The 15,217-nt window shown below is 68.1% G+C and carries 11 protein-coding genes and 3 pseudogenes; 10 read left to right on the top strand and 4 right to left on the bottom strand.

Going from position 1 to position 15,217, the window contains the following annotated elements; genetic code table 11:
- Window position 1: 1 nt before the first annotated feature.
- The gene (locus tag QSK32_RS40325; RefSeq protein ID WP_285474904.1) at window positions 2-1,855 is read right to left on the bottom strand and encodes a siderophore-interacting protein; all 1,854 of its coding nucleotides are present in this window, start codon (window positions 1,853-1,855) and stop codon (window positions 2-4) included.
- 91 nt (window positions 1,856-1,946) lie between these two features.
- Between QSK32_RS40325 and QSK32_RS40320 the strand changes: the two genes are divergently transcribed.
- On the top strand, window positions 1,947-3,446 hold the full coding sequence (locus QSK32_RS40320; protein ID WP_285474903.1) for a helix-turn-helix transcriptional regulator: 1,500 nt from the start codon (window positions 1,947-1,949) through the stop codon (window positions 3,444-3,446).
- Between the two features lie 87 nt (window positions 3,447-3,533).
- Here QSK32_RS40320 and QSK32_RS40315 read toward each other — a convergent pair whose 3' ends face one another.
- The gene (locus tag QSK32_RS40315; RefSeq protein WP_285474902.1) at window positions 3,534-4,019 is read right to left on the bottom strand and encodes a hypothetical protein; all 486 of its coding nucleotides are present in this window, start codon (window positions 4,017-4,019) and stop codon (window positions 3,534-3,536) included.
- A gap of 162 nt (window positions 4,020-4,181) precedes the next feature.
- Window positions 4,182-4,967, bottom strand: coding sequence for a GNAT family N-acetyltransferase (locus QSK32_RS40310; protein WP_285474901.1), 786 nt, complete (start codon window positions 4,965-4,967; stop codon window positions 4,182-4,184).
- 140 nt (window positions 4,968-5,107) lie between these two features.
- On the opposite strand from QSK32_RS40310, the pseudogene QSK32_RS40305 reads away from it, so the two are divergent.
- The 4 genes and pseudogenes from QSK32_RS40305 to QSK32_RS40290 all read left to right on the top strand — a co-directional run.
- A pseudogene (locus QSK32_RS40305) lies at window positions 5,108-5,666 on the top strand (transposase); the annotation flags it as partial.
- 151 nt (window positions 5,667-5,817) lie between these two features.
- Window positions 5,818-6,048: a hypothetical protein gene (locus QSK32_RS40300; RefSeq protein ID WP_285474899.1), complete on the top strand. Its 231-nt coding sequence runs from the start codon at window positions 5,818-5,820 to the stop codon at window positions 6,046-6,048.
- 201 nt (window positions 6,049-6,249) lie between these two features.
- A pseudogene (locus tag QSK32_RS40295) lies at window positions 6,250-6,840 on the top strand (transposase); the annotation flags it as partial.
- 129 nt (window positions 6,841-6,969) lie between these two features.
- Window positions 6,970-7,431, top strand: a complete 462-nt coding sequence (locus QSK32_RS40290) for a zinc-binding dehydrogenase (protein ID WP_285474898.1) — start codon at window positions 6,970-6,972, stop codon at window positions 7,429-7,431.
- A 292-nt stretch (window positions 7,432-7,723) separates the two neighbouring features.
- Here the strand turns inward: QSK32_RS40290 and QSK32_RS40285 are convergent, their stop codons facing one another.
- Window positions 7,724-8,758, bottom strand: coding sequence for a LacI family DNA-binding transcriptional regulator (locus QSK32_RS40285; protein WP_285474897.1), 1,035 nt, complete (start codon window positions 8,756-8,758; stop codon window positions 7,724-7,726).
- Window positions 8,759-8,926: 168 nt separating this feature from the next.
- On the opposite strand from QSK32_RS40285, the gene QSK32_RS40280 reads away from it, so the two are divergent.
- From QSK32_RS40280 to QSK32_RS40260, 5 genes and pseudogenes are all read left to right on the top strand, one after another.
- On the top strand, window positions 8,927-10,432 hold the full coding sequence (locus QSK32_RS40280) for a glycoside hydrolase family 43 protein (RefSeq protein WP_285474896.1): 1,506 nt from the start codon (window positions 8,927-8,929) through the stop codon (window positions 10,430-10,432).
- 72 nt (window positions 10,433-10,504) lie between these two features.
- Window positions 10,505-11,803: an MFS transporter gene (locus tag QSK32_RS40275; RefSeq protein ID WP_285474895.1), complete on the top strand. Its 1,299-nt coding sequence runs from the start codon at window positions 10,505-10,507 to the stop codon at window positions 11,801-11,803.
- A gap of 28 nt (window positions 11,804-11,831) precedes the next feature.
- Window positions 11,832-14,243 carry a glycoside hydrolase family 2 TIM barrel-domain containing protein gene (locus QSK32_RS40270; RefSeq protein WP_285474894.1) on the top strand — a complete coding sequence of 804 codons (2,412 nt, stop codon included), beginning with the start codon at window positions 11,832-11,834 and terminating at the stop codon, window positions 14,241-14,243.
- Between the two features lie 46 nt (window positions 14,244-14,289).
- Window positions 14,290-14,458: pseudogene (locus QSK32_RS40265) on the top strand (IS3 family transposase); the annotation flags it as partial.
- Between the two features lie 15 nt (window positions 14,459-14,473).
- Complete coding sequence (locus tag QSK32_RS40260; protein ID WP_285474979.1) at window positions 14,474-14,968, top strand: hypothetical protein; 495 nt, start codon at window positions 14,474-14,476, stop codon at window positions 14,966-14,968.
- Window positions 14,969-15,217: the final 249 nt, after the last annotated feature.

Here is a 15,217-nt window from a genome sequence, read left to right as displayed (position 1 = left end):
GTTATGGTCTTCCCCTTAGGAGTTCGTGAACGGTGGTGCCCCAGCCGACGGTGTGCCGCGCGGCGTGGACGAGACCGGCCCGCGCGATGACGGCGTCGAGTTCGGCGGCGGTGCGCAGGCCGGAGCCGTGCACGGTGAGGCCGATCAGGTCCGCCTCGCCGTCGTGCTCGTCCAGGTCGTCGGTGTCGAACAGGTCCTCGATCAGCAGCAGCCGGCCGCCCGGCGGCAGGTTCTCGGCGGCCCGGCGCAGGGCGTGCGCGGCATCGGCGTCGGGCAGGTTCTTGAACGCGCGGATGACGAACACGGCGTCCGCGGGCGGGCTGGGCTCGAACACGGACTGCTCGACCACGCTCACCCGGGCCCGCTCCTGCTCGTCGGGGATGGTGTCGGGCAGGTCCCGGCGCAGCCAGTCGGCCTGGGCGGGCAGGGCGCAGATCGTCACGCGCAGATCGGGACGGGCGGCGACGAACTCGCGGGCCTGGGCGCCGGCGCCACCGGAGTGCAGCACCAGGTGCCGGACCCCGTCGAGCAGGCCGGACCGGGCGATCGGTTCGGCGAGCGCGGCCTGGAACTTCGCCAGGCGTACCAGATAGAGGTCTTCGTAGTTCTGGTCGGTCCGCACCTCGGCGAAGGTCCGGCCGGTGATCGCGGCATAGGACGCCCGGCCGGTGCGCACCGATGCGGTGAGTCCGTGGATGCCGAGCAGCTCGCGTCCGGCGGCCCCGGCGGGGTGCAGTGCGTCGATCATGAAGTCGAGGGTCAGGACCTCCCCCACCGGCGTCAGAGCGTAGCGGCCCGGCCCGGCCTCGGTCAGGATGTCGAGCGCGTGCAGGTACCGCAGCAGCTTGCCCAGCGCCCGCTCGTCGGCGTCCGCCTTGGCGGCCAGTTCCTCGACGCCGGTCACGCCGCGGGAGATCAGCTCGGGGACGCCCAGCTCGACGGCGGTACGGATCGCGACCGGTGCGATCAGCTCGGCCAGGTCGTGGAGCCGTTCCATCGGTGTTCGCGTGCGCGCCGGGTCGGGCACCGCCCGGTCGGTCTCCAGGGCGACGACCTCGCCGCGCCGCCAGTACCCGGTGAACTCGATGTCCTCCTTGGGGACTCCCCGGTCCTCGACCAGATGCCGCCGGAGGTCGCGCACCGAGCGGTGTTCCCCGGCGAGCCACGCGAACGGCCGGCCGTCCCACCAGCCGCAGTTCCGGACGGCATCCACCAGTGGGGCCGTCTCGGCGCCGTCGCGGGGCAGCCAGGTCACCGTGACGCCGGGCCGTTCCCGCAGTTCCTGGCGGTGGCTGTCGTCGGTGATCTCGATGAACACCTGCGCCTTCGCCTGTTCGGGCAGTTCCTCGAGCAGGCGGGCGATCGCGGGGATCGCCGTGTCGTCTCCGGCGACCAGGAGCCAGTCGGCGTCCTGGGGCATCGCGCGCGACGTACTCGGCCCGACGAAGTGGATGCGGTCGCCGACCTGGGCGCGGTACGCCCAGGTGGTGCCCACGCCGATGCCGTGCCGGACGAAGTCGATGTCCAGCTCGCCGGCGGCGGGGTCCCAGCGGCGCACGGTGTACACCCGCGACAGTGGCCGGGGGTCTCGCGGCAGGTCGATGCCCGTCTCCTTCTGCACCGGCAGCACCGGTTCGTCCCGGCCGGGGTAGCGGAACACCAGGCGGATGTCGTCGTCGAAGCCCGTCGAGTCGAACGCCGGCTGGGGGAAGCCGTTCGCCGAGGTGAACGCGCGGAGTTGCGCACCGGACACGGTGATCCGCCGCATCCCCGGTGTCAGGTCCACCACCCGGACGACCTCCACCTCGCGCAGGGTCAGGGGATGCACGGTGAGCCGGCGTGAAGTCTTCGGCATGCTGAGGAGGGCACCTTTCGGAGGGGATGCGAAGATAGGTTAGGCAACCCTTACATAGAAAAGTGTGCGCAGACTGCCATATGGTTAGGACATGATGGGGCGACCACCGCCGATTCCCCCGGTGCGGTCGAGCGGCCGGTGGAACAAGACCGAGAACCTCCTGTTCTGGGTACGCACGGGCTCCGCACGCGTCCGCATGGAGGACAGTCCGGAGTTCCGTCTCACCGCGGGCGAGGGCGTCTGGATCCCGGCGACCGCCGGCAACTCCTGGATGGTCGTCACCGAGCCGGGAACGGTCGCGTTCCCCCTACTGACCCACCCGGGCATCACGGCCGAGGCGCTACCGGAACCACGTCGGTTCACGGTCCCCGACGGCTGGCAGGACTGGCTGATCCAGCACTTCAACCTGACGGTCACACCGCTCACCGGCCACGGATACTCCCAAGACCCGCTCGTCGACCTGCTCCGCGGCTCCGGCCGGCGGCCACCCACACCCGAACCCGCCCTGCCGAAAGCCGGCGGAGCCCGGACCGTGGCCGCCGAACTGCTACGGAACCCCGCCCTCGACCTCACCGTCGCCGCCTGGGCCGCCCGGGTGCTGTCCAGCCCGCGCACCCTGCGCCGCGACTTCCTGGCCGGCACCGGGCTGACCTTCGAACAGTGGCGGCTGCGCTGCCGGCTCGGCGCCGCCGTCGAACTCCTCGCCGCGGGCCACAGCGTCGACCAGGCGGCCACCCGGGTCGGCTTCACCAGCCGCAACGGATTCGCCCGCGCGTTCAGACAACGGTTCGGGGCGACCCCCCACGAGTTCAGCCGGACACCCGCCGCGCAGCGAGCCGTCGGAGACCTCGCCCGGCAGGCCGAAGACCTGGTCCGGATGGTGCGGGACGGCCGCACCTCACCCGGACCACTCCCGGCGACCCGCACCGCCGCACACACCAACGACTCCCATGTGCTCTGCTGGGCGTACCGCGGCGGCGGCTATCTGGACATCGGCGAACGCCGTCACGAGTGGGGCCGGGGCGGCGCGATCTGGATCCCGGCCGGGCGCGAACACACCACCGGCGTCCACGAGAACGCGATCTCACTGCCGCTCGGCAACGCCACCACCGACCAACTGCACCTGACCGAACCCCTGCACGCCCAGTTCTCCCCCGCCTGGGACGACTACCTGATGTTCTGCTCGATCAGCGCGCGTACCCCGGTGCGGCCGGACGACTACGACCCCGGCCACATCCTCGACCTGTTCGCCGAGCACGTCGCCGCGCAGCGAGCACTGTCGGTGCCGATGCCGGCCGACCCCCGCGCCCGGGAGGTCGCCCTGGACTGCCTGCGCCGCATCGGCACGTCCGGCGGGACCGGGCCCGACGTGCCCGCCGACATCCGGCGGGCCTTCCGCGACCAGACCGGCATGAGTTACGCCCGGTGGCGCGACGCCGCCCGGATGCGCATCGCCCGGGACCTGCTCGCCGGCGGCGCCAAGCCGGTCGCCGTCGCCCGCCGCGTCGGCTACGCCCACCTGTCGACGTTCAGCGCCGCCTTCTCCCGCTTCCACGGGCTCTCACCCCGCGCATACCAGGAGACCCGTTAGCAGGCGACCGGCCCCCAGAGCCGGCGCGAACGGGGTCTCCCCGACACCGTCGACCGGGAACGTCCCGGTCTCGACGGCAGCCTCACGTCAATGCCCCAAGGCGACCTTGATGAGCGAGACGACCGCGGCGGCCGCCGCGAGCAGCACCCCGGAGACGAGCGTCCACCCGGGAGCACGCTCGGTGGGATGCAGCCGCTCGACGAGCAGGCCCACCAGGCTCATCCGGACCAGAAGGTAGATCTCCGACGCCGTCACCGCCGCCCGGGCGGTGATCCATCCGGCGCCGCCGGCCAGCAGCAGGAGCGCCGGCACGATCGCCGACGAGAGGATCGGCAGCGCGTCGCGCAGCCCGTGCGCGAGACCGCCGGGCACCGGCTCCGGGCCGCGGACGTGGTGGCCGACCCGGTCGGCGAAGACGTGCGCCGCATACGTCGACGCCGCGACACCCAGCACCAGCAGGGCCGCATGCCCGTGCGTCAGGTCGTCGCCGGTGAGTGGTACCAGGGTGGCGAAGGTGATGATGTTGCCGTACACGTACGCGGAGATCCGGGTGGCCGCCTGCTCGCGCGGCAAGGACGGATCGGCGCGGAACCGGACGAAACGAAGACGGCCGGGATGCCACCGGTTCCGGGTACTCGAAGCGGTCACTCGACGGCCCCGGCGTCAGCGATGGGCATGGAGTCGACCTCCTGAGGGGACGGTGAACTGTCTCGTCCGCCCGGTACCCGGCCCCGGCTACCGTTTAACCCCGGCCCCCGGCGAACGCCAGATCCAGTTGTCCCGCTCGTAGAGGGGCTCCAGGCCGGCCCGAACCATGTTCGCCAGCGACGGGTTGTGGCCGCCCGGCTCCGGTTTCCCGGTCTCGGCGTAGACGCGATGGCAGCCGGCTTCGGCGGCGGCCGCCGCGCGGGCCGCGATGAGCGCCGACTGGGCGCCCCGCCCGCGGTACTCCGGCAGGGTCGCCGCGGCGTTCAGGGCGGCCCGGCCGTCCTGGTGGAACAGGTTCGCGCCGGCCACGATACGGTCGCCGTCCCAGGCTGCGAACGGCTGCCAGCCGGGCCGGCCCACCGTGGAGGCGAGCATGGTGGTCAGGTCGCCGCGGGGCATGCCGAAGGTGTCGAGGATGACGTTCGCCCAGGCCACCGCCTCGTCGTCGGGAACCGGCCCGACCCGCAGCGACGTCGGCGCGGCGGTGACCCGGCGCGGGTCGGCCCCGAGTTTGATCCAGGTGCCGCCCCGCTCCAGTTCCGGGGGTGCGCTCTCGAGCCCGGTCAGCTGGATGACCGCCTGCCGTACCCCCGACGTGCGGTAGAAGGAGATCACCTCGTCGAGGGCGCCGGGGTCGAACCCGAGAGCCTTGCTCCAGTAGTTCGTCGGGTCGGCGGCCATCGCCAGGGCCACTCCCCCGCCGATCCGGGCCGCGGTCACGCCCATCCGGGTACGCTCCGGCTCCGGCATGCCGACCAGATAGTCGTGCATGAACTCGGCTTCGGCCCGTTCGGCGTCAAGGTCTTCGATCACCGGGCGAGCCTAGACGTGTTCCGTGGTCAGGGCGCGAAGCCCTTCCGCGTGGTGACCTCAGCCGCGCTGGGCCACATCCTGCCCCAGGTGCCGTCGCGCTGCCAGCGACGGAACAACCCGTACACGGTTTGCCAGGGGCCGTACGCTGCCAGGCCCGCGAGAAGGTGGGCCGGCGCGAAGATCCGTCGGCAGTCGTGCTGGATACTCAGTCGCTCCGGCCGCCAACCATGTCCCGGCCGCGACCACCGGCAAGGACGCGGGGAAAGGGTGCCCGGCCGCAAGCGCGGGCTGGCCGTCGACGCGCTGGGGCTGATCATCGCGGTGGTGGTGACCGCCGCATCGGTCACCGACACCGCGATCGGCGTGCGCCTGCTGGACAAGGTCGTCGAGCACACCCCGACCGTCACCCTGGCCTGGGTGGACGCCGGTTTCAAGCACGAGCTGGGTATCCACGGTGCTGTGCTCGGCGTTGACGTCGGGGTCGTCAAGCGCAGCGACACGAAACCGGGGTTCGTTCCGATCGCGAAGCGGTGGGTGGTCGAGCAGGTCAACGGAACGTTGATGCCGCACCGCCGCCTGGTCCGCGAGTACGAGAGCCGCCCGGAATCCTCGGTATCACGCACCCGCTGGGCCTCGGCAGCCAACCTCGTGCGCCGGCTGACCGGCACCAGCACGCCGTCCTGGCGAGATCCGGCATGAACACCACAACCGTTCTCAACCTTATCGCGCCCGCAAAGCCGCCGCATCGGCTGCCCGCGACGACCTGCTCCAGCAGCAGGCCAAGCTCGCCGCCGAGCTGGCCGACCTGGCGACCACCCGCCAGACGCTGACCAAAATCCTCGAAGACGAGATGACCGCAGCCGAGCCGGCCGTCATCAGCGAGCCCTACCAGCAGATCCTCGCAGTGTTCACCCCCGGCCACGGCGCCCTACGCGCGAAAGACGTCTGCCTCGCGCTGGGCATCGGCACCGAACCCAAAGACACCGAAGGCATCCGCGCCAACCTGAAACGTCTGGCAAACCGGCACATCCTGACCGAAGCGCAACCCGGCCTATCCACACTCACCGAGAAACGGGCGTAACCTCACGGACCGCCCTCTCAGAGGGCATTCGATGATTTGCTGTCCGGTTATGACTTTATTGTGAGGCGTCCTATTTGCGCCTTTCGCGGCTCCTGTCATCTATTGACGTAGCCACGGAAGGCTGACCGCCGCCCGTTCTGTAAAGATATGCGCCCGGGATTCCGTCTGACGTAAGCCTGACTGTGAATCGCCGCTCTTGCCGAAGGTGATCTTCACCAGCTCAACATCGATCTGACCGCCCTGGCGAGAGCCAAGGCCGGCCGAGACCCGCAGCCCACCGCTGCCGTCATCGATACACAGAGCGTGAAGACATCCACCAACCCGCCGACCGCGACGCAAGGAACCGACGCCGCGAAGAAGATCGTCGGCAGAAAGCGCAGCGTAGTCACCGACACACTGGGGCTCCTGCTGGTGGTCATCGTCGTGGCCGCCTCGGTGACCGAGAACCGCGCCGGGAACCAGGCCCTCGACCAGCTCAAAGCCACCTACCCCACCGTCGTCAAAACCTGGGTGGACGCGGGCTTCAAGAACCAGTTCGTCGAACATGCCGCCACTCTGGGTATCGACGCCGAAATCGTTCCACGCAACACCGAAACCCGGGGCTTCCACGTCGTCAAACGCCGCTGGGTGGTAGAGCGGAGCCTGGGCTGGCTGATGCCGCACCGCAGACTCGCCCGCGACTACGAGACCCGCCCGGCCAGCTCCGAAGCCATGATCCACATCGCGATGATCGACAACGTCAGCCGACGAATAACGGACGAAACAACACCTACCTGGAGGGGAACGTATTAGTAGATCAAGTACAAATCGAATGCCCTCTCAGATCGGGCTCACCCGTGGCAGGCCTTGTTCCACCACGCCTCCCTGCGTTCCGGCCAGCACGTCTTCGTCAACGGCGCCAGTGGCAGCGTCGGTGGATACGTGGTGCAACTGGCCAAATGGGCCGGCGCTCATCTCACAGCCACAGCCGGCCTGTCCTCGATCGAGAGGGTGCGGCGGCTCGGCGCGGCCCGGGTCATCGACTACACATCGGTCAGCCTGGTCAGCGCGCTCAGCGGGATGATCGAGCCGGTCGACGTCGTCATCAACGTCGTGGCGGCCAGTGAGGCGGAGATGCTCGCCCTGTTCGAGCGCCTCCGGAACGGCGGGGCGCTGGTGAGTGCGACCACCCCGGTCCCGCCGGTCGCTGCGCAACGTGGCGTACGGGCAGCCCGCATGGCGTCGCGCAGCGACGCGGCCCAGTTGGCCACCCTGGTCCGGCTGGAGGAAGGTGGCCAGCTCGAGGTGTTCATCAGCGATCAGCGGCCGCTGACGGAGCTGCCCGAGGTCCACGAACTGGCCGAGACGGGAAAGCTGCACGGCAAGACCATTTTCGTGCCATAGACAAGGGCCGGACCGCATCCAGGCCGACGCCTGGATGCGGTGGCGCCGAATAACGGTCTGCCCGAATAAGTCCACACCCGATGCGCCGGGAGCCGTTGCCGGCGATGCCTCTTACGGAGCTGCTCGTCCCTGATCGGCACAGCCCTCAAAGTCCAGGCCGGGCCGCACCGCCCCGGACAGGCCAACCCCATGCCCTCCCGCAGAGAATCCTCCGAGACAGCCACAGGCATCACGCTCGATACGACGAGCACGCCGGCGGAGGACAGCCATGGGCGCTGTGAGCAGCCGGCTGTCAGGGCGTGGGCGGAGCTGTGGACTCGCGGACGGTCAGCGAGGTGGAGAGCTGGACATGGTTTGCCACTGGCGGGACACCTTCGCTCATGCGCACGAGCGTATCGAAGGCGAGGCGCCCGACCTCGATGATCGGCGTGTGCACGGTGGTCAATAGGGTGGGAGTCGGCAGCGGGGCGTAGGTATCGTCGTAACCCACGACACTGACGTCCTCGGGCACTCGGCACCCCAATCGCACCAATTCGCGTATCGCTAACATCGCGGCAAGGTCGCTGGAGGCGAAGAACGCGGTAGGCGGGTCGGACAACTGCAGCATGCGCAAGACGGGTTCGACCACCACCGCCATGCCGTCCTCGGATACCAGCTTGGGGTCGTCGCCGATGCTGGCTGCCTCCAGGGCCGCCCGGTAGCCGGCTCGGCGCTCCCGCAGCCCTGCGTGACCGCTCTCGCCGCCGACGAAACCGATGCGCCGATGCCCTAGCGACAGCAGGTGTTCGGTGGCTTGGAAACCACCCGACCAGTTGTTCGATCCGACGCTGGCGACTGATGGATCGAGGGCATCGATCGGGTCGATGGCGAGCACCGGAAAGGTTAGTTCGGCGCAGACCTGCAGTACGTCCTGGGGCAAATGGGTGGTGACCGCCAGCAGACCCAGATGACCTAGCCGGTGCAAGTCACGGACCCGTTCAGGTTCCAGGAGACGCCCAGGGCCCGGGTGCAGCGGTGAGGTCACCAGAGGGACGACCTCGAAATGCTGGCTCTGCGCCCGGGCAATGAGAGCGTCCAGCATCCGCAGCGCGTAGAGATTGGCCAGCGTGTCGAAGAGCGCGACGATCGAAGGACGGGGGCCGAATCCCGAGGCCGGGCGCGTGGTCGGCGCGTAGTCCAGCTCGCGGATGGCCTCGAGCACTCGTCGGCGCGTGGCCTCCGAGACGCCCGAGCGACCGTTTAGCGCCTTAGACACCGTGGCTTTGGACACGCCGACGGCCTGGGCAACCGATTCGAGCGTCGCCCGCTCCTGGGACCTGCTCACCATGCTCGCCCCCTGCTTTCGATGCTGATGTTCAGCATACTAGGAGCGAAAAAGTTTCTCTAAAAAGTTTTCCCAAGCGGTACCTTGTTTGGTGCTCAAGGCCGATCTACAGTCACGTCACTCTCGAAACATTCAAGAAACATTTTCGCTGAGTTCGTGAAGGAGCCCGTCATGGAGCCGTATCCCAACCCTCTGCTGGCGGGCTTCAACCCCGACCCCAGCGTGGTCGCCGTCGACGGCACGTACTACATAGTGACCTCGACCTTCGAGTACCTTCCCGGCCTGCCCGTCTACCGCAGCACCGACTTTGCCCACTGGGAGCAGATCGGCAACGTCGGTACCCGCCCCGAACAACTGGACCTGAGCGCGGTTCCGACCGGCGCCGGGGCCTGGGCACCCACCATCCGCCACCGCAACGGCGTCTTTTACGTCATCGTGACGGTGCCCCGCGGACGTGGCTGCGTCGTCTTCACCGCCACCGACCCAGCCGGGCCGTGGAGCGACGGCACCGTGCTCGCCGGGCTCAACGGAATCGACCCGGACCTGGCTTGGGACGGAGCCGGCAACGCCTACGTCACTTACTCCGGGTTGCTGCTCGACGGCGCGAACATGGGCAAGCATCTCGGCATCCAGCAGGTACGTGTAGACCTGGAGTCCGGGCTGCTGCTGGAGGAACCGCGCCCGCTGTGGTCGGGGACCGGCCTGATGTTCCCCGAGGCACCGCATCTGTACCAGCGCGGCGAGTATTGGTACCTCATGATCGCCGAAGGCGGCACCGAACGCGGCCATGGCGTCTCGATCGCGCGAGGCCCCTCCCCAGAAGGCCCCTTCGAAGCACACCCGTCCAACCCCATTCTCAGCGCGCGCAGCACCACCCGCCCGGTCCAGAACACCGGGCACGGTGATCTCGTAGAAGGGCCTGACGGCCAGACCCTCATGGTGTTACTGGGCGTGCGCCCCGGCGGCGGCACCCGCGCGTTCTCCCCGTTGGGCCGCGAAACGTTCGTCACCCGCGTCGAGTGGGTGAACGACTGGCCGATCGCCGAACCAGTGAGCCTGGCCGTGCGCTCTGCCGTCACCGACAGCGTGCGTTTCGACGGCCCCCTGGACAACCGGTGGATCGCCGTACGCCGTGCCCCCGAATCGGTCGCAACGGTGGACGTCTCTCGCAGCGAGCTGCGCATCGTCGCCGACGGTTCGGGACTGAGCGGCCCCAGCCCGGCTTTCATCGGCCGCCGCCAGCTCACGATCGCGGTGCAATCGAGTACGACGGTGGACATCTCCCGAGGCGTCGGTGGCCTGGCCGTGCGGTACGACGAGGACCACCACTATGAGATCGAGGCCCGCGCTACCCGGCGCGGCACGCTCGTGACCGCCCGTGCCTCCGTTCCCGGTCTATGCCAGCAGTGGTCGGGCGAACTCCCGGCCGGCCCGGTAACCCTGCACTTGGACGCGGCTCGTCCGGCCACAGCCATATTCAGCACCGAAATGATGACCAGCGACCACGTGTCGCTCTGGGCCGAGGCGAGTGGGCAAGAGGTGCGACTGGCCCGCATCGACGGCCGCTACCTGTCCGCCGAGACCGCCGCCTCGTTCACCGGCCGCGTCATCGGACTGTATGCCACCGAGGGCACCGTCACCTTCAGCGGCTTCGACATGCACGGCTCCGACCTTTGACTTCTCCCCGACGAATCCCTTCGCTGCTTCAGCCCAATAGCCAAGAAGGTTGCTATGAGTGCCAGCTCCGCCGTGCCCGACGCCTCCCCGGGAAAGCCCGATATCCCCGCAGTTCCGGCCAATTTCGCGCCAGACACGATGAGCGTTCCCTCCCGCAGCACCACGATCCGTTTCGGCGCCGGTTTTCTGGTTTTCGGGATCAGCTGGGCCGTCGGCCTGGCGATAGTCGCCAACGTGCTGCTTCCCCAGCGCCTCACCGACATCGGTGTCTCCTCCCCTGAGGCCTGGCTCGGCACGATCAACGCGGTGACCGCCGTCGTCTCCCTGCTCGCCAATCTGGTGTTCGGCAGCCTCAGCGACCGCAGCCGGTCGCGCTTCGGACGCCGCAGCCCCTGGCTCCTCTGTGGTGGGATCATCGGCGGGCTGTCCCTGTTCGCGGTCGGTCTACTCGACAACGCTGCCGCCATCATGGTCACCTACTGCATCACCATGATCGGCCTCAACATGATGCTGGCCCCGGCCGTAGCGGTGATGTCCGACCGAGTACCCGCGAACGTGCGTGGCACGATGTCGGCGTTTTTCGGCGGCGGCGCCACCATCGGTTTCCCGCTCGGCGCCGTGATCGGCGCGGCCTTCATCACCAAGACCGTCTCCGGGTTCGCCCTGGGAGCCGTCTTGATGGCCGTGGCCGGCACCTTGACGCTGTTCATCTGGCCCCGGGAACGCTCCGCCCGCGAAGCTGCCCCGGTAACCGGCGGTCTGCGCGACCTGCTGACATCGTTCCGGCCGCCAGCGCCCCGCAGCGCCCCGGACTTCTACAAGGCCTTCGCCGGCCGGTTGTTCATGCTCATCAGCTACCAGATGATCGCCGCCTACCAGCTCTACATCGTGCAGAACTACATCGGGCAGTCGAAAACCGAGTCCGCGGCAACGATCTCGGCGATGTCGCTCATCACCCTCGTAGTCGGTCTCGTGGCATCTCTCGGCTCAGGCCCGGTGTCCGACCGGATCGGGCGCCGCAAGGCGCCCGCGGCCATCGCTGCCGCCCTTTTCGCCATAGGCGTTGCCATGCCATGGATTTCTCCTACCACCACCGGCATGTTCCTCTACGCGGCGATCGCCGGCTTCGGCTACGGCGTCTTCTCCTCCGTCGACCAGGCGATCAACATCGATGTGCTGCCCAACCCCGACCAGGCTGGCAAGGACCTGGGCGTTTTGAACCTGGCCACCACTCTCGGTCAGACCATCGGCCCGATCATCACCTCGGCCGTCGCCGTCTCGACCGGTTCGTACGGATTGATCTTCCCCGTCTCGATCGGCATGGCCGTCATCGGGGCCGTCGCGGTCCTGCGAATCGGCTCGGTCCGCTAAAAGCCCGGCCACGACGAAAGGAGCCCCCGTGCCCGTTATCCCCTTCAACACCGACTGGACTTACCGTCGACCTCTCGGACCGTTCGCGGCCGCCGGAGAACCGGTACCGGCAAAACACGTGCACCTGCCGCACGACGCGCTGCGCGACGAACGGCGTTCGCCCGACGCCGCGGCCAAAGGAGCCGAGGCCTACTACCCGGCCGGCGCCTACACCTACTCGAAGACATTCGAGGTACCGGCGGAGTGGCAGGGCCGGATCGTCCGGCTGGAGATCGAGGGTGCCTACCGCCGGGCCCAGATCTTCCTCAACGACGAGTTCGCCGGCAACCGTGCCGACGGTTACGCCCGATTCTTCGTCGATCTCACTCCGTACCTGAAATTCGGCGAACAGAACCTGCTTCGGATCGAAACCCGCTCTGGGCAGGACTCACGCTGGTACTCCGGCGCGGGTCTGCACCGGCCCGTGCGTCTGCACGTTGACCGGCCGGTGCACGTACCCCCCGACGGGGTTCACATCGACACCGTGCGCCTGGAAGACGACCAGGCCGTCATCGAAGTACGAACCGCCGTTCGCAACGCCGGTATCAACACCCGTACTACCCGCGTCCACACGCAGATCCTTGGACCCAACGGGACTGTTCTCGCCCACACCGACACCCCCTCAACACTGTCCGGCGGGGAGGAGGCGCTGGTGCGTCAGCGCTTCTACTTGCCTGACGCAGCCCTCTGGTCAGTCGACCGGCCAGCGCTGCACCGCGCACACATCACCCTGGACGACGAAACCGACGCCCACGACGTCGACTTCGGAATCCGCACAATCACCGTCGATCCACGCAAAGGACTACGGATCAACGGCGAACCGGTGCTACTTCGCGGCGCCTGCATCCACGGCGACAATGGGCCACTGGGCGCCGCATCGATCGGCCGCGCCGAAGAACGTCGTATAGAACTGCTGCGCGCAGCCGGGTTCAACGCCCTGCGCGCCGCTCACAACCCGCTGCCCGCGGCGATGCTGCAAGCATGCGACCGTCTCGGCATGCTCGTCATGGACGAGGCCTTCGACATGTGGACCCGCTTCAAGACGCCCTACGACTACGCCTCCGAGTTCCCCCAGTGGCACCTCGACGATCTTGCCGCGATGGTCGCCAAAGACCGCAACCACCCCAGCGTCATCATGTACTCGATCGGCAACGAGATTGCCGAGACCGGCACCCCTCACGGAGCCCGCTGGGCCCGCCGGCTCGCTGAACACGTCCGCTCGCTCGACCCGACCCGACCCGTCACTAACGGCGTCAACGCCCTGCTGTCCGTCATCGACGAGATGCCCAGCATCGTCGAAGAAATCGGCGGCCTCAACGAAGCGATGGCTGACGGCGACTGGTTCAGCGCCGTCGGTGCCAGCGCTACCGCATCCGCGCGCATTGAAGAGTCCAGCGCCGCTTTGGATGTCCTCGGCCTCAACTATGCCGAGGGCCGCTATGAGCCCGACGCCACCGCCCACCCGAACCGGGTGATCGTTGGCTCCGAGACCTTCCCATCCCAGATCGGTCGGCTGTGGCCGATGGTTGTCGCCAGCCCCAACGTGATCGGCGATTTCACCTGGACGGGATGGGACTACCTCGGCGAAGTTGGCCTAGGAGCCACCGCCTATGAGGACGAACCCTCCACCCTGGAAAGGGAATTCCCGTTCCTGACAGCATGGTCGGGTGACATCGACATCACCGGACACCGCCGCCCGGTCTCCTACTACCGCGAGATCGTCTTCGGACTACGTACCGAGCCCTACATCGCTGTTCAACGGCCCGCCCACTACGGCAGAAAAATCAGTGCACGTTCCCCCTGGGGCTGGAGCGACTCGGTATCGTCCTGGACATGGCCCGGGTTCGAGGACCGCCGCGTTGTCGTTGAGGTATATGCCGACGCAGACGAGGTCGCCCTGTTGCTCGACGGCAATGAGATCGCCCGCGCCGCCGTGGGCACTACCCGTCGTTGCCTAGCGGAGATCGAGACCGCCTACCTACCGGGCACACTTGTCGCGATCTCGTACCGGGACGGACATGAGATGGACCGCACCACTCTGACCACCGCCGGTGAACCCCGCCTGTGCGTGACCGCCGACCGAGATCGTCTGGTCGCCGACGACGACGACCTCGCCTTCGTCTCGATCGAGATCAGGGACCGCGAGGGACACCTGGTCACCGGGGACGATCGCGAGATCACTGTCGCGGTGGACGGGCCGGGAACATTGGCGGGCCTAGGCAGCGCTCAGCCGCGCACCACCGAGCGTTTCGATGCCACTCAGCGACGCACGTTCGACGGGCGCGCGCTCGCGGTGATCCGACCCACAGGCGGTGGACACATTACCGTCATGGTTACTTCGGCGGGCCTAAACACAACGTCGGCTGAGATCGAGGTAAAGGCATGGTCGCCGGATAGGTGAGTCACTCCCGAGCCGAGAGTCCTGGTGACCGTCGCGGACCTGCACGAAGAAGGCCGAGGTCGATGCCAGGGAACGGTCGGGCGCGACCAGCAGCAACGCGGAACGCTTGGCCGCGCTGGAACGGGAGGTCCGTGAGCCGGGCGAATCAGATCCTGAAACCCGCGGCGACCTTCTTCGCGGCGGAGCTGAACCGTCCGTCGCGAAGAAGGTCGCCTTGTCGACTCTCGTGGATGTTCGGCGGCCTCGTCCGCGGTAATTCCGAGCAGTCGGGTGGCGTAGTTGCGGGCGGCGTAGACGGCGATGCGTACGGGGACGAGGTCCTCGATCTCGGTGACGGCACCGGATTTGGTGGAGGCTGCCACGGTGATGTCGCCGGGCGCCGGGGTGGCGCGTTTGGTGGCCCAGGTGTCGAGGGAGACGACGAATCTCGCGTCCAGGACGGGCTTGCGGTTCGCTTCGCTGCGCCTTGTTTTCTCGACAGCCATGCGGCCGACGTGCAGGGCGACGCACGGGGGTTTGATCGGGTCGCGTCCGCGGGCGAGGTAGGCGATGTAGGGGACGCTGTCAGCGCTGCCGGCTGGCACGACCGTGACTTCGTTGAGGTCCAGCATCCGGGCGACATCGGGGCGCCGGATGCGCAGCGCGTTGGACATCCCGGCCAGCATCACCTGATCGGCGGATCCCTCAACCATGACCACGCCGGCCAGTCGGGCCGCGTGACTTGAACTGTCACCTATCGGTGCAGCAGACCCGACCCTGGTCTCTCTTCCGCCGACGACATCAAGGCACAGCGATCACCAGCCACTATGCCCGCCAGGTCCTCTCAGAGCCATAGAACGGCTCTCCTGACTGGAGTTTTAGAAGACAAGATTAGCGCGGTTACCACGGTCGCTAACCGGGCCATCGCCGAACAGGGAATGTTGACCCCGACGAGCCACTTCTCCCTATCCGGATCGAGCAAATTCCCGCCCGCT

The organism is Actinoplanes sp. NBRC 101535 (genome assembly GCF_030269225.1).
GTDB classification, from domain to species: domain Bacteria; phylum Actinomycetota; class Actinomycetes; order Mycobacteriales; family Micromonosporaceae; genus Actinoplanes; species Actinoplanes rectilineatus.
Note: the sequence above shows the minus strand (reverse complement) of the source record. Positions and strands in the feature narration are given on the sequence as shown.